Below are 20,308 nucleotides of genomic sequence, written 5' to 3'. Positions count from 1 at the left end.
CTGATCCCATGCCGAACTCAGCAGTGAAACCGCTCAGCGCCGATGGTAGTGTGGGGTTTCCCCATGTGAGAGTAGGTCATCGTCAGGCACTTATTCAGAAAAGCCCCGATCATCGTGTGATGGTCGGGGCTTTTTGCGTCTGGGGGCCGTAACGCAATGGGCGCCGCCGTTATCAAGGACACGAAAAAGCCCGGCCACATGAGGTGGCCGGGCCCGTGTAGCGCTCAAGGCCGGTCTAGAGAGCGGCGATCTTGTCGCGCTGCTCCGCCAGCAGGCGACGCGAGGCCTGGAAGTCGGCCAGCTTGCCGCGCTCCTTCTCCACCACCGCGGCGGGCGCCTTGGCCACGAAGCCCTCGTTGGAGAGCTTCTTCTCGATGCCGCCGATCAGCTTGTCCTGCTTGTCGATCTCCTTGTCGAGGCGCTTGAGCTCCGCCTCCTTGTCGATCAGGTCGGCCATGGGTACCAGTACCTCCATCTCGCCCACCAGCTGGGTGGCCGAGAGCGGGGCCTGGTCGGGATCGTCGAGCCACTCGACGCTCGCCAGTTTGGCCAGCTTGGCCAGGAAGAGGCGGTTGGCGGCCAGGCGCTCACGATCGGCGGGACCGCCCTTGGTGAGCAGCACGTCCAGCGGCTTGCCCGGGGCGATGTTCATCTCGGCGCGGATGTTGCGCACCGCCACGATCACCCCCTTGAGCCACTCGATGTCCCGGGTGGCGGCTTCGTCGATCAGCGATTCGTCGGCCTGGGGCCAGGCCTGGACCATCAGGGAGTCGCCCTCGCCCTGGAAGGTGCCGGCCAGCGGCGCGACCCGCTGCCAGATCTCCTCGCTGATGTAGGGCATCATCGGGTGGGCCAGGCGCAGGATCGCCTCGAGCACCCGCACCAGGGTGCGGCGGGTGCCGCGCTTGGCCTCCGCGCTGGCGTTGTCGTCCCACAGCACCGGCTTGGAGAGCTCCAGGTACCAGTCGCAGTACTCGTTCCAGACGAACTCGTAGAGCGCCTGGGAGGCGTGGTCGAAGCGGAACTCCTCCATCGCCCGGGTCACCTGGGCGGCGGTCTGCTGCAGGCGCGATAGGATCCAGCGGTCGGCCAGGGTCAGCTCCACCTCGCCGCCCTCGAGCCCGCAATCCTCTCCCTCGGCATTCATCAGCACATAGCGCGAGGCGTTCCACAGCTTGTTGCAGAAGTTGCGGTAGCCATCCAACCGGCCCATATCGAACTTGATGTCGCGCCCGGTGGTGGCCTGGGAGAGGAAGGTGAAGCGCAGGGCGTCCGTACCGTGGGGTTCGATCCCCTCCGGGAACTCGCCGCGGGTGGCCTTGGCGATCGCCTTGGCCTTCTGCGGCTGCATCATGTTGCCGGTGCGCTTCTCGACGAGGGCATCGAGGTCGATCCCGTCGATCAGGTCGATGGGGTCGAGCACGTTACCCTTGGACTTGGACATCTTCTGCCCCTGGCCATCGCGCACCAGACCGTGCACGTAGACCTGCCTGAAGGGCACCTCGCCGGTGAACTTCAGGGTCAGCATGATCATCCGCGCGACCCAGAAGAAGATGATGTCGAAGCCGGTGACCAGCACGCTGGAGGGGTGGAAGGTGTTGAGCTCCTCGGTGTTCTCCGGCCAGCCCAGGGTGCCGAAGGTCCACAGCCCCGAACTGAACCAGGTGTCGAGCACGTCCTCGTCCTGGGTCAGCGCGAGGTCGGCGGGCAGCCCGTGCTTGTCGCGGGCCTCCTGCTCGCTCCTGGCCACATAGACGTTGCCCTCGGCGTCGTACCAGGCGGGGATGCGGTGGCCCCACCACAGCTGGCGGGAGATGCACCAGTCCTGGAGGTCGCGCATCCAGGCGAAGTACATGTTCTCGTAGTTCTTCGGCACGAACTGGATGTCGCCGTTCTCCACCGCCGCGATGGCGGGCCTGGCCAGCTCCTCCACGGCCACGAACCACTGGTCAGTGAGCAGCGGCTCGATGACGTCGCCGGAGCGGTCGCCATAGGGCAGGGTGTTGCTGACCGTCTCGATCTGCTCGAGCAGCCCGGCGGCGTCCATGTCGGCGACGATGCGCTCGCGGGCCTCGAAACGACCCAGGCCGGCGTAGGCCTCGGGCAGACTGGTGTCGATGTCGGGCAGCGGCCGGCCCTGGATGTCGAAGGCCTCGGCCCGCGGCAGGATGGCGGCATCCTTGGTGAAGACGTTGACCAGCGGCAGTCCCTGGCGGCGCCCCACCTCGTAGTCGTTGAAGTCGTGGGCCGGGGTGATCTTCACGCAGCCCGACCCCTTCTCCATGTCGGCGTGCTCGTCGGCCACGATAGGGATGCGACGCCCCACCAGGGGCAGCTCGACGAACTTGCCCACCAGCGAGGCGTAGCGGGGATCCTCGGGATTCACCGCCACGCCGGTGTCGCCCAGCAGGGTCTCGGGGCGGGTGGTGGCGACCACCAGGTGGTCGAGGCCTGCGTCGGTGGTGACGCCATCGGCCAGCGGGTAGCGGAAGTGCCAGAACTGGCCCTGCTGGTCGCGGTTCTCGACCTCGAGGTCGGAGATGGCGGTGTGCAGGGTGGGGTCCCAGTTGACCAGCCGCTTGCCGCGGTAGATCAGGTCCTCCTCGAAGAGGCGCACGAAGACCTCCTGCACCGCCTTGTAGAAGCCGTCGTCCATGGTGAAGCGCTCGCGGGACCAGTCGACGCTGGCCCCCATGCGGCGCAGCTGGCGGGTGATATGGCCGCCGGACTCCTGTTTCCACTCCCACACCTTGTCGATGAAGGCCTCGCGCCCCAGGTCGTGGCGGCTCTTGCCCTCCTCGGCGGCGACCTTGCGCTCCACCAGCATCTGGGTGGCGATGCCGGCGTGGTCGGTGCCCACCTGCCACAGGGTGTTGCGCCCCTGCATCCGCCGCCAGCGGATCAGGGTGTCCATGATGGTGTCCTGGAAGGCGTGGCCCATGTGCAGGCTGCCGGTGACGTTGGGCGGCGGGATCATGATGGCGTAGGGGTCGCCCTGCCCGGAGGGGGCGAAGCGGCCATCGGCCTCCCAGCGCTCGTACCAGCGGGATTCGATCTGCTCGGGTTGGTAGGTCTTGTCCATGGGCGTTCCGGGTCCAGAAATGATCACCGCCGGCCAGGTGGCCGGACGGCAGGAGAGGGCGATGGAAAATGGGCCCGATTATAGCGCGGCGGGGGTGGCGCCGTCAGCCGGCCTGGCCGCGCAGCTGGTGGGCCTTGATGGGGTAGCCACGCTGCTTGTAGGTCTGCCAGCAGCGCCGCTTGGCCACCAGCACCTCCTGGTGCTGGTTGATGATCTCGGCGACCCGCTCGAAGCGCGAGAACCACTCGGGGATCTCGGGGGAGAGGTTGAGCAGCGCCTGCACCGGGCGCTCGGGGGGCGGCGGGTCATCCCAGCCGATGGTGACCGTCACCTCGCCGGCCAGGGGATCGTCGGCCAGGGCGTGAGGCACGTAGGCGTCGTCACGGAAGGTCCACAGCGCCTCGTCGAGCTCCCGGGCCATGGCCGCATCCTCGGCGTGGAGGTGCAGCCGGTAGCCCTTGCGCTGGATGGTCTCGGCCAGCCGGCAGGCGAAGTCGAGGCGCGCCTCCAGGGTGCTGTCGGGAAGGACGTAGAAGTCGATCTGGGTCATTGGCATTCGCCGGGCAGTGCTGCTGGAGCTGTCCCGGCGACGGAACTCTGGGGAGGCGCTGTGACCCCCTCCCTGGGCGCTACCGATGCCATCCCTGGCATAGGACCTCCCCGACGTCCCGTCCCCGGCGCTCCATCAGCAGGTGAAGGTGCCGCCTGTCGGTGGCTTACACCAGCCGCGTCAGCCAGCCGTGGGTGTCCTCGACGCGGCCGTACTGCAGGTCGAGCAGCTTGGCGCGCAGGCGCTTGGCGATGGGGTTGCCGTTATCGCCCAGCAGGCGGATGCGCTCCTGCTCGGTGACCAGCTCGCCCACCGGGGTGATCACCGCGGCGGTGCCGCAGGCGAAGACCTCGGTGATCTCGCCGCTGGCGGCCCCCTCGCGCCACTCGTCGATGCTGATCGGGCGCTCCTCGGGGGTCAGCCCCTCGTCCCGGGCCAGGGTCAGCACCGAGTCGCGGGTCACCCCCTCGAGGATGGTGTCGGTGAGGCGCGGGGTGGCGATGCGCCCGTCCTTGAACACGAAGAACAGGTTCATGCCGCCGAGCTCCTCGATCCACTTGTTCTCGGCGGCGTCGAGGAAGGCCACCTGGCCGCAGCCCTGGGCGCTGGCTTCCTTCTGGGCGGCCAGGGAGGCGGCGTAGTTGCCGCCGCACTTGGCGAAGCCGGTGCCGCCGGGGGCGGCACGCTTGTAGTGTTCCGAGAGCCAGATCGAGACCGGCTCGACGCCGCCCTTGAAGTAGGCCGCCGCCGGCGAGGCGATCACGTAGTAGTCGACCTCTTGGGCCGGGCGCACGCCGAGGAACTTCTCGCTGGCGATCATGAAGGGGCGCAGGTAGAGGCTGCACTCGTCGGCCTCGCTGCGGGGCGTGGGTACCCAGGCGTGGTCCTGGGCCAGCAGCGCCTTGAGCGAGCCGATGAAGTCCTCGTCGGTGAGCTCCGGCAGGGCCAGGCGGCGGGCGCTGCGCCGGAAGCGCTCGGCGTTCTTCTCGGGGCGGAAGGTCCAGATGGAGCCGTCGGCATGCCGGTAGGCCTTGATGCCCTCGAAGATCTCCTGGGCGTAGTGCAGTACGGCGGCGGCGGGGTCCAGGGTCAGGGGCCCGTAGGGACGCACCTCGCGGCCGTGCCAGCCGGCGTCCAGGGTCCAGCGCACATGGGCCATGTGGTCGGTGAAGTACTGGCCGAAACCGGGGTTGGCGAGGATCTCCTCGCGGACGGCGTCGGCCGTGGGTGCGGCGTTGGGAAGCAGTTCGAAGCGCTCTGTGGGCACGGCAAGGGGTCTCCGCTACGCCCGGGGCGGCATGCCCCGGGGAGGTAAAGGAAACTCGGGCCAGCGGGGCCCGGGTCGTGGAATTGTCGTCGATACCATGAGAAAGGCGGGGCCGAAAAAACGCAAGTCCTGCAGCATGACCGAGTTCAGGATTGCCTCGGGGCTGTTCCGGCGGCAGACCTGCGAGGAGGCGCTGTGAACCCCTCCCTGGGAGCTACTTTTGCCTTCCCTGGCAAAAGACCTCCTCTTCGGCCTGCCCCCGGCGCCCCTTGTGGCAGGTGGTTGCGGTATGCCCGCTATTCCGCCTCGGTCTCCACCACGGCATCGGCCTCGCGGTCGAGCAGGTACTGGGTCAGCAGCCCCACCGGCCGCCCGCTGGCCCCCTTCTCCTTGCCGGAGCTCCAGGCGGTACCGGCGATGTCCAGGTGGGCCCAGGGGAAGGTGTCGGCGAAGCGCGAGAGGAAGCAGGCGGCGGTGATGGTGCCCGCCGGCTTGCCGCCGATGTTGGCCAGGTCGGCGAAGTTGGAGTCGAGCTGCTGCTGGTACTCGTCCCACAGCGGCAGGTGCCAGGCGCGGTCCCAGGCCGCCTCGCCGGCCTCCAGCAGGTCCAGGGCGAGGTCGTCGTCGTTGGCGAGCAGCCCGGTGGCGTGGTGGCCCAGGGCGATGATGCAGGCGCCGGTGAGGGTGGCGATGTCCACCACGCTGGCAGGCTCGAAGCGCTCGGCGTAGGTGAGGGCGTCGCACAGCACCAGGCGACCCTCGGCGTCGGTGTTGAGCACCTCCACCGAGAGCCCCTTGAGCGTCCTGATGATGTCGCCGGGCTTGGTGGCGCGGCCGTCGGGCATGTTTTCGGCGGCGGCGATGATAGCCACCAGGTTGACCCTCGGCCTGATGGCGAGCACCGCGGCGACGGTGCCGAACACGCTGGCGGCGCCGCACATGTCGAACTTCATCTCGTCCATGGCCTCGCCGGGCTTGAGCGAGATGCCGCCGGTGTCGAAGGTGATGCCCTTGCCGACCAGCACGTGAGGCGCCTCATCGGGCTCCTCGGCACCCCGGTAGGTCATGACGATCAGCCGCGAGGGCTCGGCACTGCCGCGGCCCACCGCGAGCAGGCTGTGGGCGCCCAGCGCCTCCAGGGCCTCTTCGTCAAGGACCTCCACCGCCAGCGCCCCGCCGGAGGCCTGGCCCAGCGCCTCGGCCTGCTCCGCCAGGTAGCGCGGCGTGCAGACGTTGCCCGGCAGGTTGCCCAGGGTGCGGGCACGATTGATGCCCTGACCCACGGCGTCGCCGATGCGCGCCCCCTCACGCGCGGCGTCGGCCTCGGCGTCGTCGCCCACCAGCAGCTCGATCCGCGCGAGGCGCTGCGCCGGCGCCTTCTCGGACTTGAACGCGTCGAAGCGGTAGCTCGCCCGATGGCTGGCCTCGGCCACCATGCGCGCCTTCCAGGCGGCGTCGCGCTCGGCCACCGGCACCTCGGTGAAGGCCACCGCGACCTCGTCCACCGGCAGCCCGACCAGGGCGGTGAAGGCGGCGTCCAGGGCCTTGCGGAAGGCGGCCTCCTGGCACTTGTCGCGCTTGCCCAGGCCCACCAGCAGCAGGCGCTCGCTGGAGAGTCCCGGGGCGAAGGGGATCAGCTGCACGTTCCCCAGCCTGGCGTCGAAGTCGCCGCGGTCGAGAAGCTGGCCCACCAGCCGCTCGCTGGCATCGTCGAGGCGCGAGGCGGTGGGCAGCAGGTCGCCCTCCTTGAACACCGGGATGACGAGACAGGCGCTCTCGACCTTGGCGGGGTTACCCGTCCTGACAGGGAATTCCATGGCGTCTCCACAAGACAAGCGGTTGGGGGTTCGGGGGATTGGGGTTACAAGCGCAGGGGGATTCTGGATAATGCCGGCACGTCGCCGTGTCGCTCCAGTGTACCCAAGGCATGGCCCCATTGCATGGCAGACGCCGCATGATCATCTTCCGTTACCTCACCCGCGAGATCCTGCTGACCATGGCCGCCGTGGCCGGCGTGCTGCTGCTGGTGATCATGGGCAGTCGCTTCATCCGCTACTTCAGCAACGCCGCCGAGGGTGAGATCCCCGCCGATATCCTGGGCACCCTGATGCTGCTGCACCTGCCCGGCTTCATGGAGCTGATCCTGCCGCTGGCCTTCTTCCTCGGTATCCTGCTTGCCTACGGCCAGCTCTATCTCAACAGCGAGATCACCGTGCTGGTGGCCTGCGGCACCAGCCCCAACCGGCTGCTCCAGGTCAGCCTGGTGCCGGCTACCCTGGTGGCCGTGCTGGTCGGGGCGTGCAGCCTGTGGCTGACCCCGGCGGGGGCCCTGCAGACCGAGACCCTGCTGGAGGAGCAGCGCAGCCGGGTCGACTTCACCACCCTGGGCCCCGGGCGCTTCCAGGAGTTCGGCAGCGGGCGTACCGCCTATACCGAGGGCTTCAGCGAGGAGGGCGACGAGATGCGCGGGGTCTTCATCAGCGAACGCCAGCGGCGCAGCGACGGCACGCCCGAGAGCGTGGTGACCCGCGCCGAGGCGGGCCACCAGGCGGTGGATGACGAGACCGGCAGTCGCTTCCTGGTGCTCACCGACGGCGAGCGTTACAGCGTCGAACCGGGCCGCCAGGTGGCCGAGCGCCTGGAGTTCGAGACCTACGCAGTGCGCCTCTCCCGGGCCGAGTCGCTGCGCGAACTCGATTCGGCCGAGCTGGCTTCCACCGCGGCGCTGCTCGGCGATGACTCACCCGCGGCGCGCGCCCAGCTGCAGTGGCGGCTGGGGATGCCGCTGATGGTGTTCATCCTCACCCTGCTGGCGATGCCGCTGTCGCGGGTCAACCCGCGCCAGGGGCGCTTCGCCAAGCTGCTGCCGGCGATATTCCTGTTCGTGGCCTACCTGAGCCTGCTGCTGGCGGCCCTGGACGCCATCGGCCGCGGCAGCCTGCCGGCCGCGGTGGGCATGTGGCCGATCCACGGCGGCTTCCTGGCGCTGGGGCTGTGGCTGATGGCGCGGGCCCAGCGCCGGGGGATGAGCGGATGATCGCCGATCGCTTCGACCGTTACCTGGCGCGCAACGTGCTGGGCGCCATCCTGGTGGTGCAGCTGGTGCTGCTGGGCCTCGACCTGGTGATCACCTACATCAACGACCTGGGCGACGTGGAGGGCGACTACGGCGCCCTGCAGGTGCTGCTCTACCTGCTGATGCGCCTGCCCTGGCGGCTCTACCAGTACGCCCCGGTGGCGGTGCTGATCGGCGCACTGATCGGCTTGGGCAGCATGGCATCCAGCAACGAGCTCACCGTGATCCGGGCCGCCGGGCGTTCCCTGGCACGGATCCTGTGGGGGGCCATGAAGCCGATCATCCTGGTGGTGGTGGTCGTGCTCCTGATCGCCGAGTACGTCGCCCCGCGCACCGAGCAGTTCGCCAGCGCCTGGCGGGTCGAGCGGATCCAGGGCGCCGGGGCGGTGGTCACCGAGCGCGGCGGCTGGCAGCGCGAGGGCGACAGCTTCTACCGCTTCGGCGCCATCCGCGCCGACGATACCGTGCTCGACCTGACCCGCTACCGCTTCGCGGGACAGCGCCTGGTGGAGGCGCTGCGCGCCGACCGCGCGGCCTGGCGCGACGGGCGCTGGGTGCTGGAGGAGGTCGCCGTGACACGCTTCGCCGAGGGGGGCACCGAGGCGAGCCGGCACGCCACCCTCGAGTGGCAGACCGAACTGACCCCGGCCCAGCTTTCCCGGCTGCTGCGCGACGTGGAGAGCCAGGCGCCGAGCGAGCTGTGGGCCTACGCCCGCTATCTGCGCGACCAGGGGCAGCAGGCGACCCAGCCGCTGCTCTACTTCTGGCAGAAGCTGCTGATGCCGCTGACCATGGGCTCGCTGGTGCTGGTGGCGGCCTCCTTCGTGTTCGGCCCGCTGCGCAGCGTCGCTGCCGGCACCCGGGTCTTCTACGGCGTGGTCACCGGCCTGACCTTCAAGTACCTGCAGGACCTGCTGGCGCCGGCCTCCACCCTGTTTGGCTTCTCGCCGGCCTGGGCGGTGCTGGCGCCAACCCTGATCTGCGCCGCGGTGGGCATCCTGCTGCTGCGGCGTAGCGGCTGAGACGAGGAGGGCCCATGCCGCGCCGCTTCACACAGCTCGACGACGTCTGGCCCGCCGGACTCGGCCGCCGCCTGGGCGCCATGCTCTACGACGCCTTCCTGGTGGTGGCCATCTGGGTCCTGGTGGCCGGGCTGCACCTGCTGGCGGTGCGCCACCTGGTGGGGCTCCCCGCCGAACAGGTCGGCGCGGGGGTGGCGCAGGTCGTCTCGCTGCGGCTGATCATGCTGGCCTCGGCCTTCGCCTTCTTCGCCTTCTTCTGGTGCCGCGGGGGCATGACCCTGGGCATGCAGGCCTGGCGGCTGCGGGTGCAGACTCGCGACGGCTACACCATCTCGTTGCGCCAGGCGATGCTGCGCTTCGCGGTGGCCTGCCTCTCCTTTGCCGCCTTCGGGCTCGGCTACCTGTGGGTGCTGTTCGATCCCGAGCGGCGCAGCTGGCCCGACATCGCCTCGGGGACCCAGGTGGTGGTGCTGCCCAAGCGATAGCCGCCGTCGATTGACCGGGATCAGACAAAGGTCGATTCGCGGTTGCAATACACTATGGGAATCATTTACATTTGATCTCGCTATCCAACGCGAGGTGAGCTCATGTACGTCTGCATCTGCAAGGGGGTCTCCGATCACCGCATCCGCCAGGCGGTGGAGGAGGGCGCACGCAGCTGGCGCGAGGTCCAGGCCGAGACCGGCTGCGGCACCCAGTGCGGCAAGTGCGCCTGCGTGGGCAAGAGCCTCACCCGCGAGGCGGTCCGGGAGGAGCTGATGGCCGCCGCCGAGGACCTCGCCTACGCCGTCTGACGGCAATCGCCATCGTTCTCGTTGACGTTAACATGTAGCTGATTTCATTGGATTTCTTTCGTGATCCGCTAGACTGGATGACACGGCTTGGCAAGCCTCGCGGCCACGTGCCAAGCTTTCGTCATCTTCCCGCCACACGAGAGGCTACGACATGAAAGGCGACAGCAAGGTCATCGAACACCTCAACCGCGCCCTGGGCAACGAGCTGGTGGCCATCAACCAGTACTTCCTGCACGCCAAGATGTACAAGGACTGGGGGCTGCAGAAGCTGGCCAAGTGGGAGTACGACGAGTCCATCGAGGAGATGCAGCACGCCGACAAGCTGATCGAGCGCATCCTCTTCCTGGAGGGCATCCCCAACCTGCAGGACCTCGGCAAGCTGCACATCGGCGAGAACGTGCGCGAGATGCTCGAGTGCGACCTCAAGATCGAGCACGAGGGGCGCAACGACTATATCGCCGCCATCGAGTACTGCGAGCAGGTCAAGGACTACGTCACCCGCGACCTCTTCCGTGACCTGCTGGCGGACGAGGAGGGGCATATCGACCATATCGAGACCGAGCTCGGCCTGATCGACAAGGTCGGCATCGAGAACTACCTGCTCAAGCAGATGCAGGAGGCCGGCGACGAGTGATCGCCGCCCAGCGCCTTATTCCTTCCTGACTTCCCTCCCGACACCGGCGCCCATCGTGGCGCCGGTGCTCGTTAAGGCCCTGGCCCGCGAGCCTGCCTCAGAAGGCCTTCTCCAGGTCGAAGCGCGGCACCGGTTCGCCCTGCACCTCCACCAGCTCGGTGAACATCGCAAGCGGCCGCACCCACAGGCCGTAGTCGCCGTAGAGGGCGCGATAGACCACCAGCGGTTCCTCGCTCTCGCTATGGTGGGCCACGCCGAGCACCTCGTAGCGGTTGCCCTTGTAGTGGGCGTAGATGCCGGGAACCGGATGCGGACGGGTCATGGGGCTCTCCTGAAGGGTCATGGGGCATCATCGCCCGGGAAGGGCGCCTCGGCGGCCCGCCGGGCCAGGCGCGCCAGGGTGCGCGAGGCCGCCACGAAGCCGAAGCTGCCGGTGACGAAGGTGGCGGCGCCGAAGCCCGAGGCACAGTCCAGGCGGGTAGCCTCGCCGCTGCCGGGTTTCTGGAAGCACACCTCGCCGTCGCTGCCAGGATAGACCAGCTGTTCGTCGGAGTAGACGCACTCCACCGCGAAGCGCCGCTTGGGGTTGCGCGAGAAGCCGAAGTCACGGCGCAGCCTGGCGCGCACCTTGGCCAGCAGCGGGTCGTGCTCGGTGCGGGTGAGGTCGGCGACCCGGATGCGGGTGGGGTCGGTCTGCCCGCCCGCCGCGCCGGTCACGGTGATCGGCAGCTTGCGCCGCCGGCACCAGGCGATCAGCGCCGCCTTGGCCACCACGCTGTCGATGGCATCGATGACGTGGTCGGCGTCCTCGGGGATGCGCTCGGCCAGGTTGGTGGGGGTCACGAAGGCGGCGTCCGCCACCACCTCGATGCCGGGCTGGATCGCCCGGCAGCGTTCGGCCAGCACCTCCACCTTGGGGCGACCCACGCTGCCGTCCAGGGCGTGGAGCTGGCGATTGACGTTGGAGACGCAGACGTCGTCGAGGTCGATCAGGGTGAGCCGGCCGATGCCGGAGCGTGCTAGGGCCTCCACGGCCCAGCTGCCCACGCCGCCCACGCCCACCACCACCACATGGGCGCGGCGGAAGTGGGCGAAGGCGCGGGCCCCGTAGAGGCGGCGGATGCCGCCGAAGCGCAGGGCGTGGTCGTCCTCGACGATGCTGGCGGGGGAGGCGGAGATGGGGTCGCTCATGGTCCTATGGGGTGACGAAGGGGGAGTGGGGGACGCTGGCCGCGGTGGCGGGCTCCTGGCGCACGGCATCCAGCGGCAGGTGGCCGGCCCAGCCGAGGCGCTCGAGCAGCGCGGCCATGGTGGCGTCCAGGGCGCACTCGATCTCCAGGCGATACGCCTCGACGGGGTGGTCGAAGGCCAGGCCCACGGCCGCCAGCAGCAGCCGGGGGGCGTCGAGCCGTTCGGCGAAGAAGCGATTGTGGTTGCCCTTGCCGTGCTTGGCGTCGCCGATGATCGGGTAGCCACGCCGGGAGAGGTGGCGGCGGATCTGGTGGCGCCGTCCGGTCAGGGGGCGCGCCTCCATCAGCGAATAGCGGCTCCGGGGGTAGCGGTCCACCTGAACCGGCAGCTCGACGCTGTCCAGGCGCCGGATATCGGTCAGCGCCTCCTGGGCGGGCATCTCCGCCTTGGGGCGCCGGCCGTCCTCCTCGCGCAGCGTGTAGGCGAGCCGCTCGGCCTCGGGGCCGATGCCGCGCACCACCGCCAGGTAGCGCTTGGCCACCTCGCGTCCGGCGAAGGCCTCTGCCAGCCGCGCGGCGACCTCGGGGGAGAGTGCGAACACCATGGCCCCGGAGGTGGGGCGGTCGAGGCGGTGTACCGGGTAGACCCGCCGGCCGAGCCGGTCGCGCAGGCGCTGCAGCAGGAACTCGCGCTCGCCGCGCGCCAGGGCGGTACGGTGCACCAGCAGCCCGGCGGGCTTGTGCACCACCACCAGGTGCTCATCGCGATGCAGAAGGCGCAGCTCGTCTGCCATGGCCGGGTCCGGTTCGGGAAGGGCGGCCATTGTCGCCGTCCGCCGCGGCGATGTCATCCCCGTGCCGGGGCGGCCGGCACCCAGGGCGTGCCGGCCAGGCGGCGCACCTCGACGCGGGAGAGCCAGTCGATGTCGCGGGCAGTGGCCTCCAGGCGCCGGGCCTCCGCCTGGCTGTCCCGGGGGGAGGCCTCGTCCAGGCAGATCACCACGGTGACGGCGTTCTCCAGGTAGTGCAGCTCCATCTCGCGGATCTCCGGCCAGACGTCCAGCGCCTCCCAGCGCCGCGCCAGGGCGGCCTCCACCTCGGGGCGCAGCGGCAGGCCGGGGAAGCGGCTGGGGTCGCCCTCGCCGGCGTCGTCCTCGGGGTCGACGTGGAAGGTCAGGTCGGTGAGGGCGGGGAAGGCGTTGCGCAGCCGGCGGCTCACCTCGTTGCCGATCTCGTGCCCCTCGGAGACGCTGATGCGCGGCGGCACCACCACATGCAGGTCGAGCATGGTGTGGCCGGCGGACTGGCGGGTGCGCAGGTCGTGGATTCCCTCCACCCCGGGCACGCTCATCGCCACCCGGCGCATCTCCTCCTGGGTGGCCAGCGGCAGGGCGGTATCCACCAGCTCGCGGCCGGATTCCCACAGCAGGTCCCAGCCCACCTTGCCCACCATCAGGCCGACGATCACCGCCGCCAGGGTATCGATCCAGGTGGCGCCAAACTGGCTGCCGATCAGCGCCACCGTGACCACCCCGGTGGAGAGCACGTCGCTGCGGTGGTGCCAGGCGTTGGCCTCGAGCACCTTGGAGCCGATGCGCCGCGCCACCCGGCGGGTGACATGGAACAGCCACTCCTTGGCGAGCAGGGCCAGCATGGTGAGCAGGATCGCCCAGAGGCCGGGGGGCGGGATCGCGGCGTTGGCCAGCAGGCGGTCGAGGCTTGACCAGACGATGCCGCCGGCCACGAAGATCAGCACGCTGCCCAGGAACAGTGTGGCCAGGGTCTCGATACGGCCATGGCCATAGTGATGGTCGTGGTCGGGCCCCTGGTGGCCGTAGTGGGAGGCGGCGAGCACGAAGCCGTCGGTCACCAGGTCGGAGAAGGAGTGGATGCCGTCGGCGATCAGTGCGGCCGAGCCGACGATCCAGCCCACGACGATCTTGGCCACCCCCAGCACGGTGTTCACGACCACCGACAGCAGGGTGATGCGGCGCGTGGCCTGATGCTTCTCGGGATTGGTCTGCATGGTCGATCCTGGGGCGCTTCCCTGGGGAACCGCGTTGGCGGCATCGCCTAAATGGTACCGAAAAGGTCCTGATTTGCGCAAGGTGCCGCTGCCACCATGGTCGGCTCGCCCCGTCGGCGGCTTCTGGGCATGCTGGGGGCCTGCCCGATGTCGCCCGGAGCCGTCCATGCCCACTTCACCCGCCTACCGCCTCGCCGCCACCATCCTGCATGGCTTCGACGAGTACCGCTCGCGCTTCAAGGCGATCACCGCGGACGCCAGCCGCCGCTTCGCCGAGGCGGCCTGGCGCGAGGCGCAGCAGGCCTCGGCCGAGCGCATCAACCTCTACGAGGCGAAGGTCGAGGATACCCTGACCCGGCTGCGGCGCAGCGTCGACGAGGAGCGCCTCACCGACTTCGAGTGCTGGCGCCTGGCGCGGGCCCACTACGCCGAGCTGATCGCCCAGCGGCTCGACTACGAGCTCGCCGAGACCTACTTCAACTCGATGTTCTGCTCGCTCTTCCACCACCGCCATATCCGTAACGACTGGATGTTCGTCTACAGCTCCCGGGAGCGGGCGGCGCACCACTCCGGGCTCACCCTCTGCCGGCACCACCGGGTGGGCGGCGACTGGCAGGGCGGGGTGCGCTGGGCGCTGGGCGAGGCGCGCTTCACGACGCCCTTCATCGACCTCGAGCGGGACGCAGCCCTTGGCGCCGCGGCGCTCGAGCGGCTGCTGCCGGAGGCGATCCGCGCGGATCCCGAGGCCGAAATCGAGCTGATCAAGAGCGTCTTCTACCGCAACAAGGGCGCCTACCTGGTGGGGCGCGTACGCGGCGGCGGCCAGCAGGTGCCGCTGGTGCTGCCGGTACTCCACGCCGAGGGGCAGGGGCTCTGCCTGGACACCGTGCTGATCGAGCCCGACGAGGTGTCGATCATCTTCTCCTTCACCCGCGCCTACTTCCAGGTCAAGGTGGTGGTGCCCAGCGAGTTCGTCCACTACCTGCAGGGGCTGATGCCCGACAAGCCCCAGGGCGAGCTCTACGCCGCCATCGGCTTCTTCAAGCACGGCAAGACGGAGTTCTTCCGCGCCCTCAACCGCCAGGTGGCCCGGCGCGAGGACCGCTTCATCATCGCCCCCGGGGTGCGCGGCATGGTCATGGCGGTGTTCGTGCTGCCGTCGTTTCGCACCGTGTTCAAGGTCATCAAGGACCGCTTCGATCCCGGCAAGACGATGAGCCGCGAGAACGTGCGCGAGAAGTACCGCCTGGTAAAGCGCCACGACCGGGTGGGGCGCATGGCCGATACCCAGGAGTTCTCCAACTTCATCGCCCGCCAGGACCACTTCGCCCCGGACTGCCTGGCGCACCTGCTGGAGGTGGCGCCCTCCACCGTCACACTGCGGGGCGACAAGGTGATCATCAAGCACTGTTACACCGAGCGCATGATGACCCCGCTCAACCTCTACCTCGAGCAGTGCGATGAGCAGGAGACCCGCGCGGTGCTCAAGGACTACGGTAACGCCATCAAGCAGATGGCCGCCGCCAACATCTTCCCCGGCGACATGCTGCTCAAGAACTTCGGGGTCACCCGCCACGGCCGGGTGGTGTTCTACGACTACGACGAGGTGTGCTACCTCACCGAGTGCCACTTCCGGCACATTCCGGAGCCGCTCTATCCCGAGCAGGAGCTGGCCGATGAGCCCTGGTACTCGGTGGGGCCCAACGACATCTTCCCCGAGGAGTTCGGGCCCTTCCTGTTCGCCGATATCCGGCTGCGCAGGCTCTTCACCCAGCTCCACCCCGAGCTTTTCGACGCCGACTACTGGCAGGGGCTGCAGCAGGCGATCCTCGAGGGCCGGGTGATCGACGTCTACCCCTACCGCAATAAGCAGCGTTTCGCCGGCGGCGAGGAGAACGGCCTGGTGCACTAGCCGCGGCTGGCCGCTCCGTGGGGCGGGTGGTAGTGTCGTCCCGGGAACCGGTTCGGCAGACGAGGAGGTGCCATGACCCCGCAGCGTGCCCCCCACCTGGTGGTGCTGACCGGCGCCGGCATCAGCGCCGAGAGCGGCATCCAGACCTTCCGCGCCGACGATGGCCTGTGGGCCGACCACCGCGTCGAGGAGGTGGCCACGCCCGAGGCATGGCGGCGCGACCCGGCGCGGGTGCTGGCCTTCTACAATGCCCGTCGTGACCAGGTGCGCCGGGCGCGCCCCAACGCCGCCCACAAGGCACTGGCGGCCCTGGAGCGGCAGGGCTTCCGGGTCAGCATCGTCACCCAGAACATCGACGACCTCCACGAGCGGGCCGGCTCGCGCCAGGTGCTCCACCTGCATGGCGAGATCCTCAAGGCCCGCTCCACGGTGGACCGGCGCATGCACTACCCGCTGCCCCGGGGCGGCATCGAGCTGGGCGATATCTGCGACAAGGGCAGCCAGCTGCGCCCCGACGTGGTGTGGTTCGGCGAGGAGGTGCCCCACTTCGGGGAGGCCTGCGAGATCGTCGGCGGCGCGGACCTGGTGCTGGTGGTGGGCACCTCGCTGGCCGTGATGCCGGCCGCCTCGCTGCTGCAGCATGCCCCCCTCGGCGCACCCTGCGTGCTGGTCGACCCTGAGGTCGAGGCGCTGGCCCCGCCGGGGGTGGCGCGGCTCAGCCAGCCCGCCGGCAAGGGGGTGCCGGCGCTGGTGCGCCACTGGCGGCGCGAAGGGCGGCTGTGGGTCCCGGAGACGCTGCTGGGCTGAGGCGGGCAGGGGGCAGGCCGCATGCTAGAATGCGCCCCCGTTTTCGCCCCGGACAGGCCCCCTATGCAGGACGACCGCTACCACGACCCCGAGACCCGCCAGGCGCGCGCGCCGGAGACCGAGCTCGACCGGGACCCCGCCACCGGTCATCCGAGGCCGCCGCGCCGCGAGTTCAAGGCGCGCGGCAGTTTCGTGGAGCGCTGCCCGGGGTGCCACCTGCCCATGCTCAACTGCCTCTGTCCCTATGCGGCGACGGCCGACAGCGAGGCACGGGTGTGGCTGCTTACCCATCCCATGGAGCACCACAAGCCCACCAACACCGGGCGGTTGATCCACGATGTGCTGCCCGACACCGAGGTCTTCACCTGGTACCGCACCGCGCCCGACGAGCGCCTGCTGTCGCTGTTGGCGGACGAGCGCTTCGCCCCCTTCGTGGTCTTCCCCGACGACCAGCCCGACTACGCCGAGCGCGTGGTGGGCATCGACGCCGTGGCCGAGGCGAAGGCGGCGGGGCGCATCCCGGTCTACCTGCTGCTCGACGGCACCTGGCGCCAGGCACGCCGCATCTTCCGCAAGAGCCCCTACCTGGATGCCCTGCCGGTGCTGCCGCTGCGCACCGAGCGCCTGACCCGCTACCGGCTGCGCAAGCCGGCCTCTGCCGCGCACCTGTGCACCGCCGAGGTGGCCGCCGAGCTGCTGCGCCAGGGGGGAGACGCCGAGGCCGCCGGGGTACTGGACGACTACTTCGATGCCTTCAACGACAGCTACGCCGCCAGCCGGCGCTTCGAGAAGATCGAGGCGCCGACGGCGGCGATGCAGCGCCTGCTGGCGCGAAAGGGATAGCGCTATAACGCAAAGATAGGGGCGCTGGTGACAAGCCGTAGAGGAGGTCCTACGCCATGGATGGCGTCGGTAGCGTACATGGAGGTATTCACAGCGCCTCCTCGCAGGCTTGTCGCCAGGTCAGCCCCGGGCCCTAGGGGCTCCTGGATTGATCAAGGCGAGCCGCCGAACAGGGTGCCGGCGATGCGGAAGCCGGCGATCCAGGTGCCGGCGGCGGAGCCCAGGGTGGCTAGCAGGAACACCAGCAGGGTGCGCGACACCCGGTTGCGCCACCACCCCTTGAGGGCGGTGACGTCGTGGCGCAGGGTGGAGAAGTCGCGCACCTTGGGCTTGCGCAGGTAGAGCTCCACCCCGGCGGCCACGAAGCCGGCGCCGATGGTGGGGTTGAGCGAGGTGAGCGGGGCGGCGAAGAAGGTGGCGATCACCGTCACCGGGTGGGCCAGGGCCGCCAGGGTCGCCCCCGCGGAGAGCACGCCGTTGATCAGGAACCACTCGGCCACCAGCTGCCAGCCCAGGCCGGTGTTGCGCGAGAAGCCGATGGCGAAGCCGGTCAGCACCAGGCCTGTGATCAGCCAGGGCAGCGCCTTCCAGATCTTCGACGGCGGTGGCGTGGCCTCCAGTGCCTCGCGCTCCGGGCGTGGGGCCTCGGGTAGCGGCGCCGTGAACTGCTCGGCCATGCCCTTCATGTGGCCGGCGCCGATCACCACCAGCACGTTGCGGTAGCGCCCCGGCGGGGCGTCCTCCGCCAGGCGCAGCACCATGTAGCGGTCACGCTCGCTGATCAGCGGGGTGTAGAGACGCACGGACTCGGCGGCGAACTCGCTGAAGGTGGACTCCAGGACGTCGCCCTCCTTGAGCCGTTCGATCTCCTCGGCGGAGACCTCCTGGCGTGACATCACGCTGCCAAGAAGCCCCGAGAACAGCGAGAAACGCTGCCACCAAGGAACATTGTGGTAGATGCGCCTGAGGGTGACCCCCACGTCGCGGTCGATCAGCAGCAGCGGCAGCTCGGCCCGCTTCGACTCCGTCAGGGCGGCGCGCATCTCGGCGCCGGGCTCGATGCCGGACTGCTCCGCCAGGCGCTGCTGGAAGGCGCCCAGCGCCAGGCTCGCCGCCACCATCCCCGCCTTGCCCTGGCGGAAGACCTGGAACAGGTCCTGCTCGCCCAGGGCGTCGGGGTTGGTGAGGCTCTGGTGGCGGGAGTCGCACAGCTCGATGGCCACGGCGTCGAACTCGCCGGAACGGATCAGCCGGCGCACGTCCGCGGCGCTCTCGGCGGAGACGTGGGCCGTGCCGAGCAGGGTGTAGCGGGTCTCGCCGACCTGCAGGACCCGCTGCGGGCCGCTGGTGGCATCGTCCGGGCGGGTCGGGGCCTGGGTCTCGGTCATGGAGGCTCGCTTCGAGAGAGTGAAGCGTTGATTATCCACGAACGCCAGTCCCTGGCCAAACCGGGGGAGGTGTCATCCAGGGCTATCGCAGATGGCAGCACCGCTCAAGGCTGACCCGGCGACAGGCCTGCGAGGGGGCGCTACGAGTTCGTCCTTGTAGGCTACCTCGGCCATCCCTGGTCCTCGGACCCCCTCTCCGACCTGTCCACGGCGCCTTTCGCTATCGCCGCATGGCTAACTGCGATAGCCCTGAGGTGTCAGCGGCGCCAGAAGGCCGGGGTGAACAGCACCAGCACGGTGAAGATCTCCAGGCGCCCCAGCAGCATGGCGATCACCAGGATCCACTTGGCCAGGGTCGGCAGGTCGCCGTAGTGGGCCGAGGCCTCGCCCAGCGCCGGGCCCAGGTTGTTGAGCGCCGAGCCCACCGTGGACCAGGCGGTGACCTGGTCGACGCCGGTGGCCATCACCCCCACCAGCATCAGGAAGAACAGCATCACGTAGGCGGAGAAGAAGCCCCACACCGCCTGGGCGATGCCGTCCGGCACGCTCACCTTGCCGATCTTCACCGTGATCACCGCGCTGGGGTGGATCAGGCGCATCACCTCGCGCATGCCCTGCTTGAGGATCAGGATGATGCGGATCACCTTCATGCCGCCGCCGGTGGAGCCCGAACAGCCACCGACGAAGGCGGCCACGAACAGCAGGAAGGGCAGGGCGCCGGGCCACAGCGAGAAGTCGGCCACCGCGAAGCCGGCGGTGGTGGCCACCGAGACCACCTCGAACAGCGCATGGCGCAGCCCCAGCTCGGTCTCGTAGGTGCCGGTGAGCCACAGCGAGACGGCGGTGATGGTGGTCAGCCCGGCCAGGAACAGCAGCAGGAAGCGTGCCTCGGGATCCTCGAAGTAGTGCAGTACGCTGCGCTGGCGCCAGGCGGTGAAGTGCAGGCTGAAGCTGACCGCCGAGACCAGCAGGAAGAACACGCAGATCAGCTCGATGGCGGCGCTGTCGAAGTGGCCGATGCTGGCGTCGTAGGTGGAGAAGCCGCCGATGGCCACGGTGGAGAAGCTGTGGCCCAGGGCGTCGAACCAGTCCATGCCGGCGGCCATGTAGGCGAGCATGCAGGCGATGGTCAGCGAGGCGTAGATGTACCACAGCGCCTTGGCGGTCTCGGTGATGCGCGGGGTGAGCTTGGAGTCCTTGAGGGGGCCCGGGATCTCGGTGCGGTAGAGGGCCATGCCGCCGACCCCCAGGGTCGGCAGGATGGCGACGGCCAGCACCACGATCCCCATGCCGCCTAGCCACTGCAGCTGCTGACGGTAGTAGAGGATCGACTCGGGCAGGTGCTCGATGCCGGTGATCACGGTGGCGCCGGTGGTGGTCAGCCCCGAGAAGGACTCGAACACCGCATCGGTCACCGAGAGCGCCGCCTCGCCGGTGAGCATCAGTGGCAACGAGCCGAACAGTGCCAGCACGCTCCAGAACAGGGCGGCGATCAGGAAGCCGTCGCGGGTGCGCAGCTCCTTGCGGGCGCGGCGGTTGGGCAGGAACATCAGCGCGCCGGTGGCCACGGTGATGGCGATGGCCACGGCGAAGGCGTCCCACTGGCCGTCGCCGAACAGCAGCGAGATCAGGATGGGCGGCATCATGGTCAGGCTGAAGAGCATCAGCAGCAGCCCCAGGATGCGCAGGATCATGCGCAGGCTCATCGATGACTCCC

General features: G+C 69.4%; 18 protein-coding genes and 1 rRNA gene. 9 read left to right on the top strand and 10 right to left on the bottom strand.

Annotated features, from left to right (window positions below):
- A 5S ribosomal RNA gene (rrf, locus tag BLP95_RS11925) occupies positions 1 to 88 on the top strand; the annotation flags it as partial.
- 147 nt (positions 89 to 235) lie between these two features.
- Here rrf and BLP95_RS11920 read toward each other — a convergent pair.
- From BLP95_RS11920 to BLP95_RS11905, 4 genes are all read right to left on the bottom strand, one after another.
- Positions 236 to 3,082 carry a valine--tRNA ligase gene (locus tag BLP95_RS11920; RefSeq protein ID WP_089679700.1) on the bottom strand — a complete coding sequence of 949 codons (2,847 nt, stop codon included), beginning with the start codon at positions 3,080 to 3,082 and terminating at the stop codon, positions 236 to 238.
- 103 nt (positions 3,083 to 3,185) lie between these two features.
- Positions 3,186 to 3,632: a DNA polymerase III subunit chi gene (locus tag BLP95_RS11915; RefSeq protein ID WP_089679697.1), complete on the bottom strand. Its 447-nt coding sequence runs from the start codon at positions 3,630 to 3,632 to the stop codon at positions 3,186 to 3,188.
- A 166-nt stretch (positions 3,633 to 3,798) separates the two neighbouring features.
- Positions 3,799 to 4,899, bottom strand: a complete 1,101-nt coding sequence (locus tag BLP95_RS11910) for a branched-chain amino acid aminotransferase (protein WP_089679695.1) — start codon at positions 4,897 to 4,899, stop codon at positions 3,799 to 3,801.
- Between the two features lie 296 nt (positions 4,900 to 5,195).
- The gene (locus tag BLP95_RS11905; RefSeq protein WP_089679693.1) at positions 5,196 to 6,716 is read right to left on the bottom strand and encodes a leucyl aminopeptidase; all 1,521 of its coding nucleotides are present in this window, start codon (positions 6,714 to 6,716) and stop codon (positions 5,196 to 5,198) included.
- Between the two features lie 137 nt (positions 6,717 to 6,853).
- Here BLP95_RS11905 and lptF point away from each other — a divergent pair, with 137 nt between their 5' ends.
- The 5 genes from lptF to bfr all read left to right on the top strand — a co-directional run bounded on the left by lptF (position 6,854) and on the right by bfr (position 10,425).
- Positions 6,854 to 7,936 (top strand): LPS export ABC transporter permease LptF, encoded by a 1,083-nt coding sequence (gene lptF, locus BLP95_RS11900; protein ID WP_089679691.1) that lies wholly within the window; start codon positions 6,854 to 6,856, stop codon positions 7,934 to 7,936.
- Positions 7,933 to 8,997 carry an LPS export ABC transporter permease LptG gene (lptG, locus tag BLP95_RS11895; RefSeq protein WP_089679689.1) on the top strand — a complete coding sequence of 355 codons (1,065 nt, stop codon included), beginning with the start codon at positions 7,933 to 7,935 and terminating at the stop codon, positions 8,995 to 8,997. The genes lptF and lptG overlap by 4 nt, the downstream gene beginning before the upstream one ends.
- 14 nt (positions 8,998 to 9,011) lie before the next feature.
- Entirely contained in the window at positions 9,012 to 9,482 is a 471-nt protein-coding gene (locus BLP95_RS11890; RefSeq protein WP_089679687.1) for an RDD family protein, read from the top strand.
- A gap of 102 nt (positions 9,483 to 9,584) precedes the next feature.
- Positions 9,585 to 9,791 carry a (2Fe-2S)-binding protein gene (locus tag BLP95_RS11885; RefSeq protein ID WP_089679685.1) on the top strand — a complete coding sequence of 69 codons (207 nt, stop codon included), beginning with the start codon at positions 9,585 to 9,587 and terminating at the stop codon, positions 9,789 to 9,791.
- A gap of 151 nt (positions 9,792 to 9,942) precedes the next feature.
- Positions 9,943 to 10,425, top strand: a complete 483-nt coding sequence (gene bfr / locus BLP95_RS11880; protein WP_023004318.1) for a bacterioferritin — start codon at positions 9,943 to 9,945, stop codon at positions 10,423 to 10,425.
- A gap of 97 nt (positions 10,426 to 10,522) precedes the next feature.
- Here bfr and BLP95_RS11875 read toward each other — a convergent pair whose 3' ends face one another.
- From BLP95_RS11875 to BLP95_RS11860, 4 genes are read right to left on the bottom strand one after another with little or no spacing between them, the layout of a single operon-like run.
- A complete protein-coding gene (locus BLP95_RS11875; RefSeq protein ID WP_089679683.1) occupies positions 10,523 to 10,747 on the bottom strand; it encodes a DUF1653 domain-containing protein in 225 nt (74 codons plus the stop codon).
- 17 nt (positions 10,748 to 10,764) lie between these two features.
- A complete protein-coding gene (tcdA, locus tag BLP95_RS11870) occupies positions 10,765 to 11,616 on the bottom strand; it encodes a tRNA cyclic N6-threonylcarbamoyladenosine(37) synthase TcdA (protein WP_089679681.1) in 852 nt (283 codons plus the stop codon).
- Positions 11,617 to 11,620: 4 nt separating this feature from the next.
- Positions 11,621 to 12,409 (bottom strand): pseudouridine synthase, encoded by a 789-nt coding sequence (locus BLP95_RS11865; protein WP_089679712.1) that lies wholly within the window; start codon positions 12,407 to 12,409, stop codon positions 11,621 to 11,623.
- A gap of 53 nt (positions 12,410 to 12,462) precedes the next feature.
- Complete coding sequence (locus BLP95_RS11860) at positions 12,463 to 13,641, bottom strand: cation diffusion facilitator family transporter (RefSeq protein WP_089679678.1); 1,179 nt, start codon at positions 13,639 to 13,641, stop codon at positions 12,463 to 12,465.
- 166 nt (positions 13,642 to 13,807) lie between these two features.
- Between BLP95_RS11860 and aceK the strand changes: the two genes are divergently transcribed.
- The 3 genes from aceK (at position 13,808) to BLP95_RS11845 (ending at position 17,203) form a co-directional block, all read left to right on the top strand.
- Entirely contained in the window at positions 13,808 to 15,553 is a 1,746-nt protein-coding gene (gene aceK / locus BLP95_RS11855; protein WP_089679676.1) for a bifunctional isocitrate dehydrogenase kinase/phosphatase, read from the top strand.
- A 72-nt stretch (positions 15,554 to 15,625) separates the two neighbouring features.
- Positions 15,626 to 16,360: an SIR2 family NAD-dependent protein deacylase gene (locus BLP95_RS11850; RefSeq protein ID WP_089679674.1), complete on the top strand. Its 735-nt coding sequence runs from the start codon at positions 15,626 to 15,628 to the stop codon at positions 16,358 to 16,360.
- Positions 16,361 to 16,423: 63 nt separating this feature from the next.
- Positions 16,424 to 17,203 carry a tRNA-uridine aminocarboxypropyltransferase gene (locus BLP95_RS11845; protein WP_089679672.1) on the top strand — a complete coding sequence of 260 codons (780 nt, stop codon included), beginning with the start codon at positions 16,424 to 16,426 and terminating at the stop codon, positions 17,201 to 17,203.
- Positions 17,204 to 17,355: 152 nt separating this feature from the next.
- Here the strand turns inward: BLP95_RS11845 and BLP95_RS11840 are convergent, their stop codons facing one another.
- Together BLP95_RS11840 and BLP95_RS11835 are read right to left on the bottom strand one after the other, a co-directional pair.
- Positions 17,356 to 18,591 carry a TraB/GumN family protein gene (locus BLP95_RS11840; RefSeq protein ID WP_089679670.1) on the bottom strand — a complete coding sequence of 412 codons (1,236 nt, stop codon included), beginning with the start codon at positions 18,589 to 18,591 and terminating at the stop codon, positions 17,356 to 17,358.
- A gap of 257 nt (positions 18,592 to 18,848) precedes the next feature.
- Positions 18,849 to 20,297: a TrkH family potassium uptake protein gene (locus BLP95_RS11835; protein ID WP_089679668.1), complete on the bottom strand. Its 1,449-nt coding sequence runs from the start codon at positions 20,295 to 20,297 to the stop codon at positions 18,849 to 18,851.
- Positions 20,298 to 20,308: the final 11 nt, after the last annotated feature.

The sequence above is a fragment of the Halomonas shengliensis genome (genome assembly GCF_900104135.1).
In the GTDB taxonomy this organism is placed as follows: Bacteria; Pseudomonadota; Gammaproteobacteria; order Pseudomonadales; family Halomonadaceae; genus Halomonas; species Halomonas shengliensis.
The sequence above is the reverse complement of the archived record's forward strand: the minus strand, read 5'-3'. Positions and strand labels throughout refer to the sequence as shown.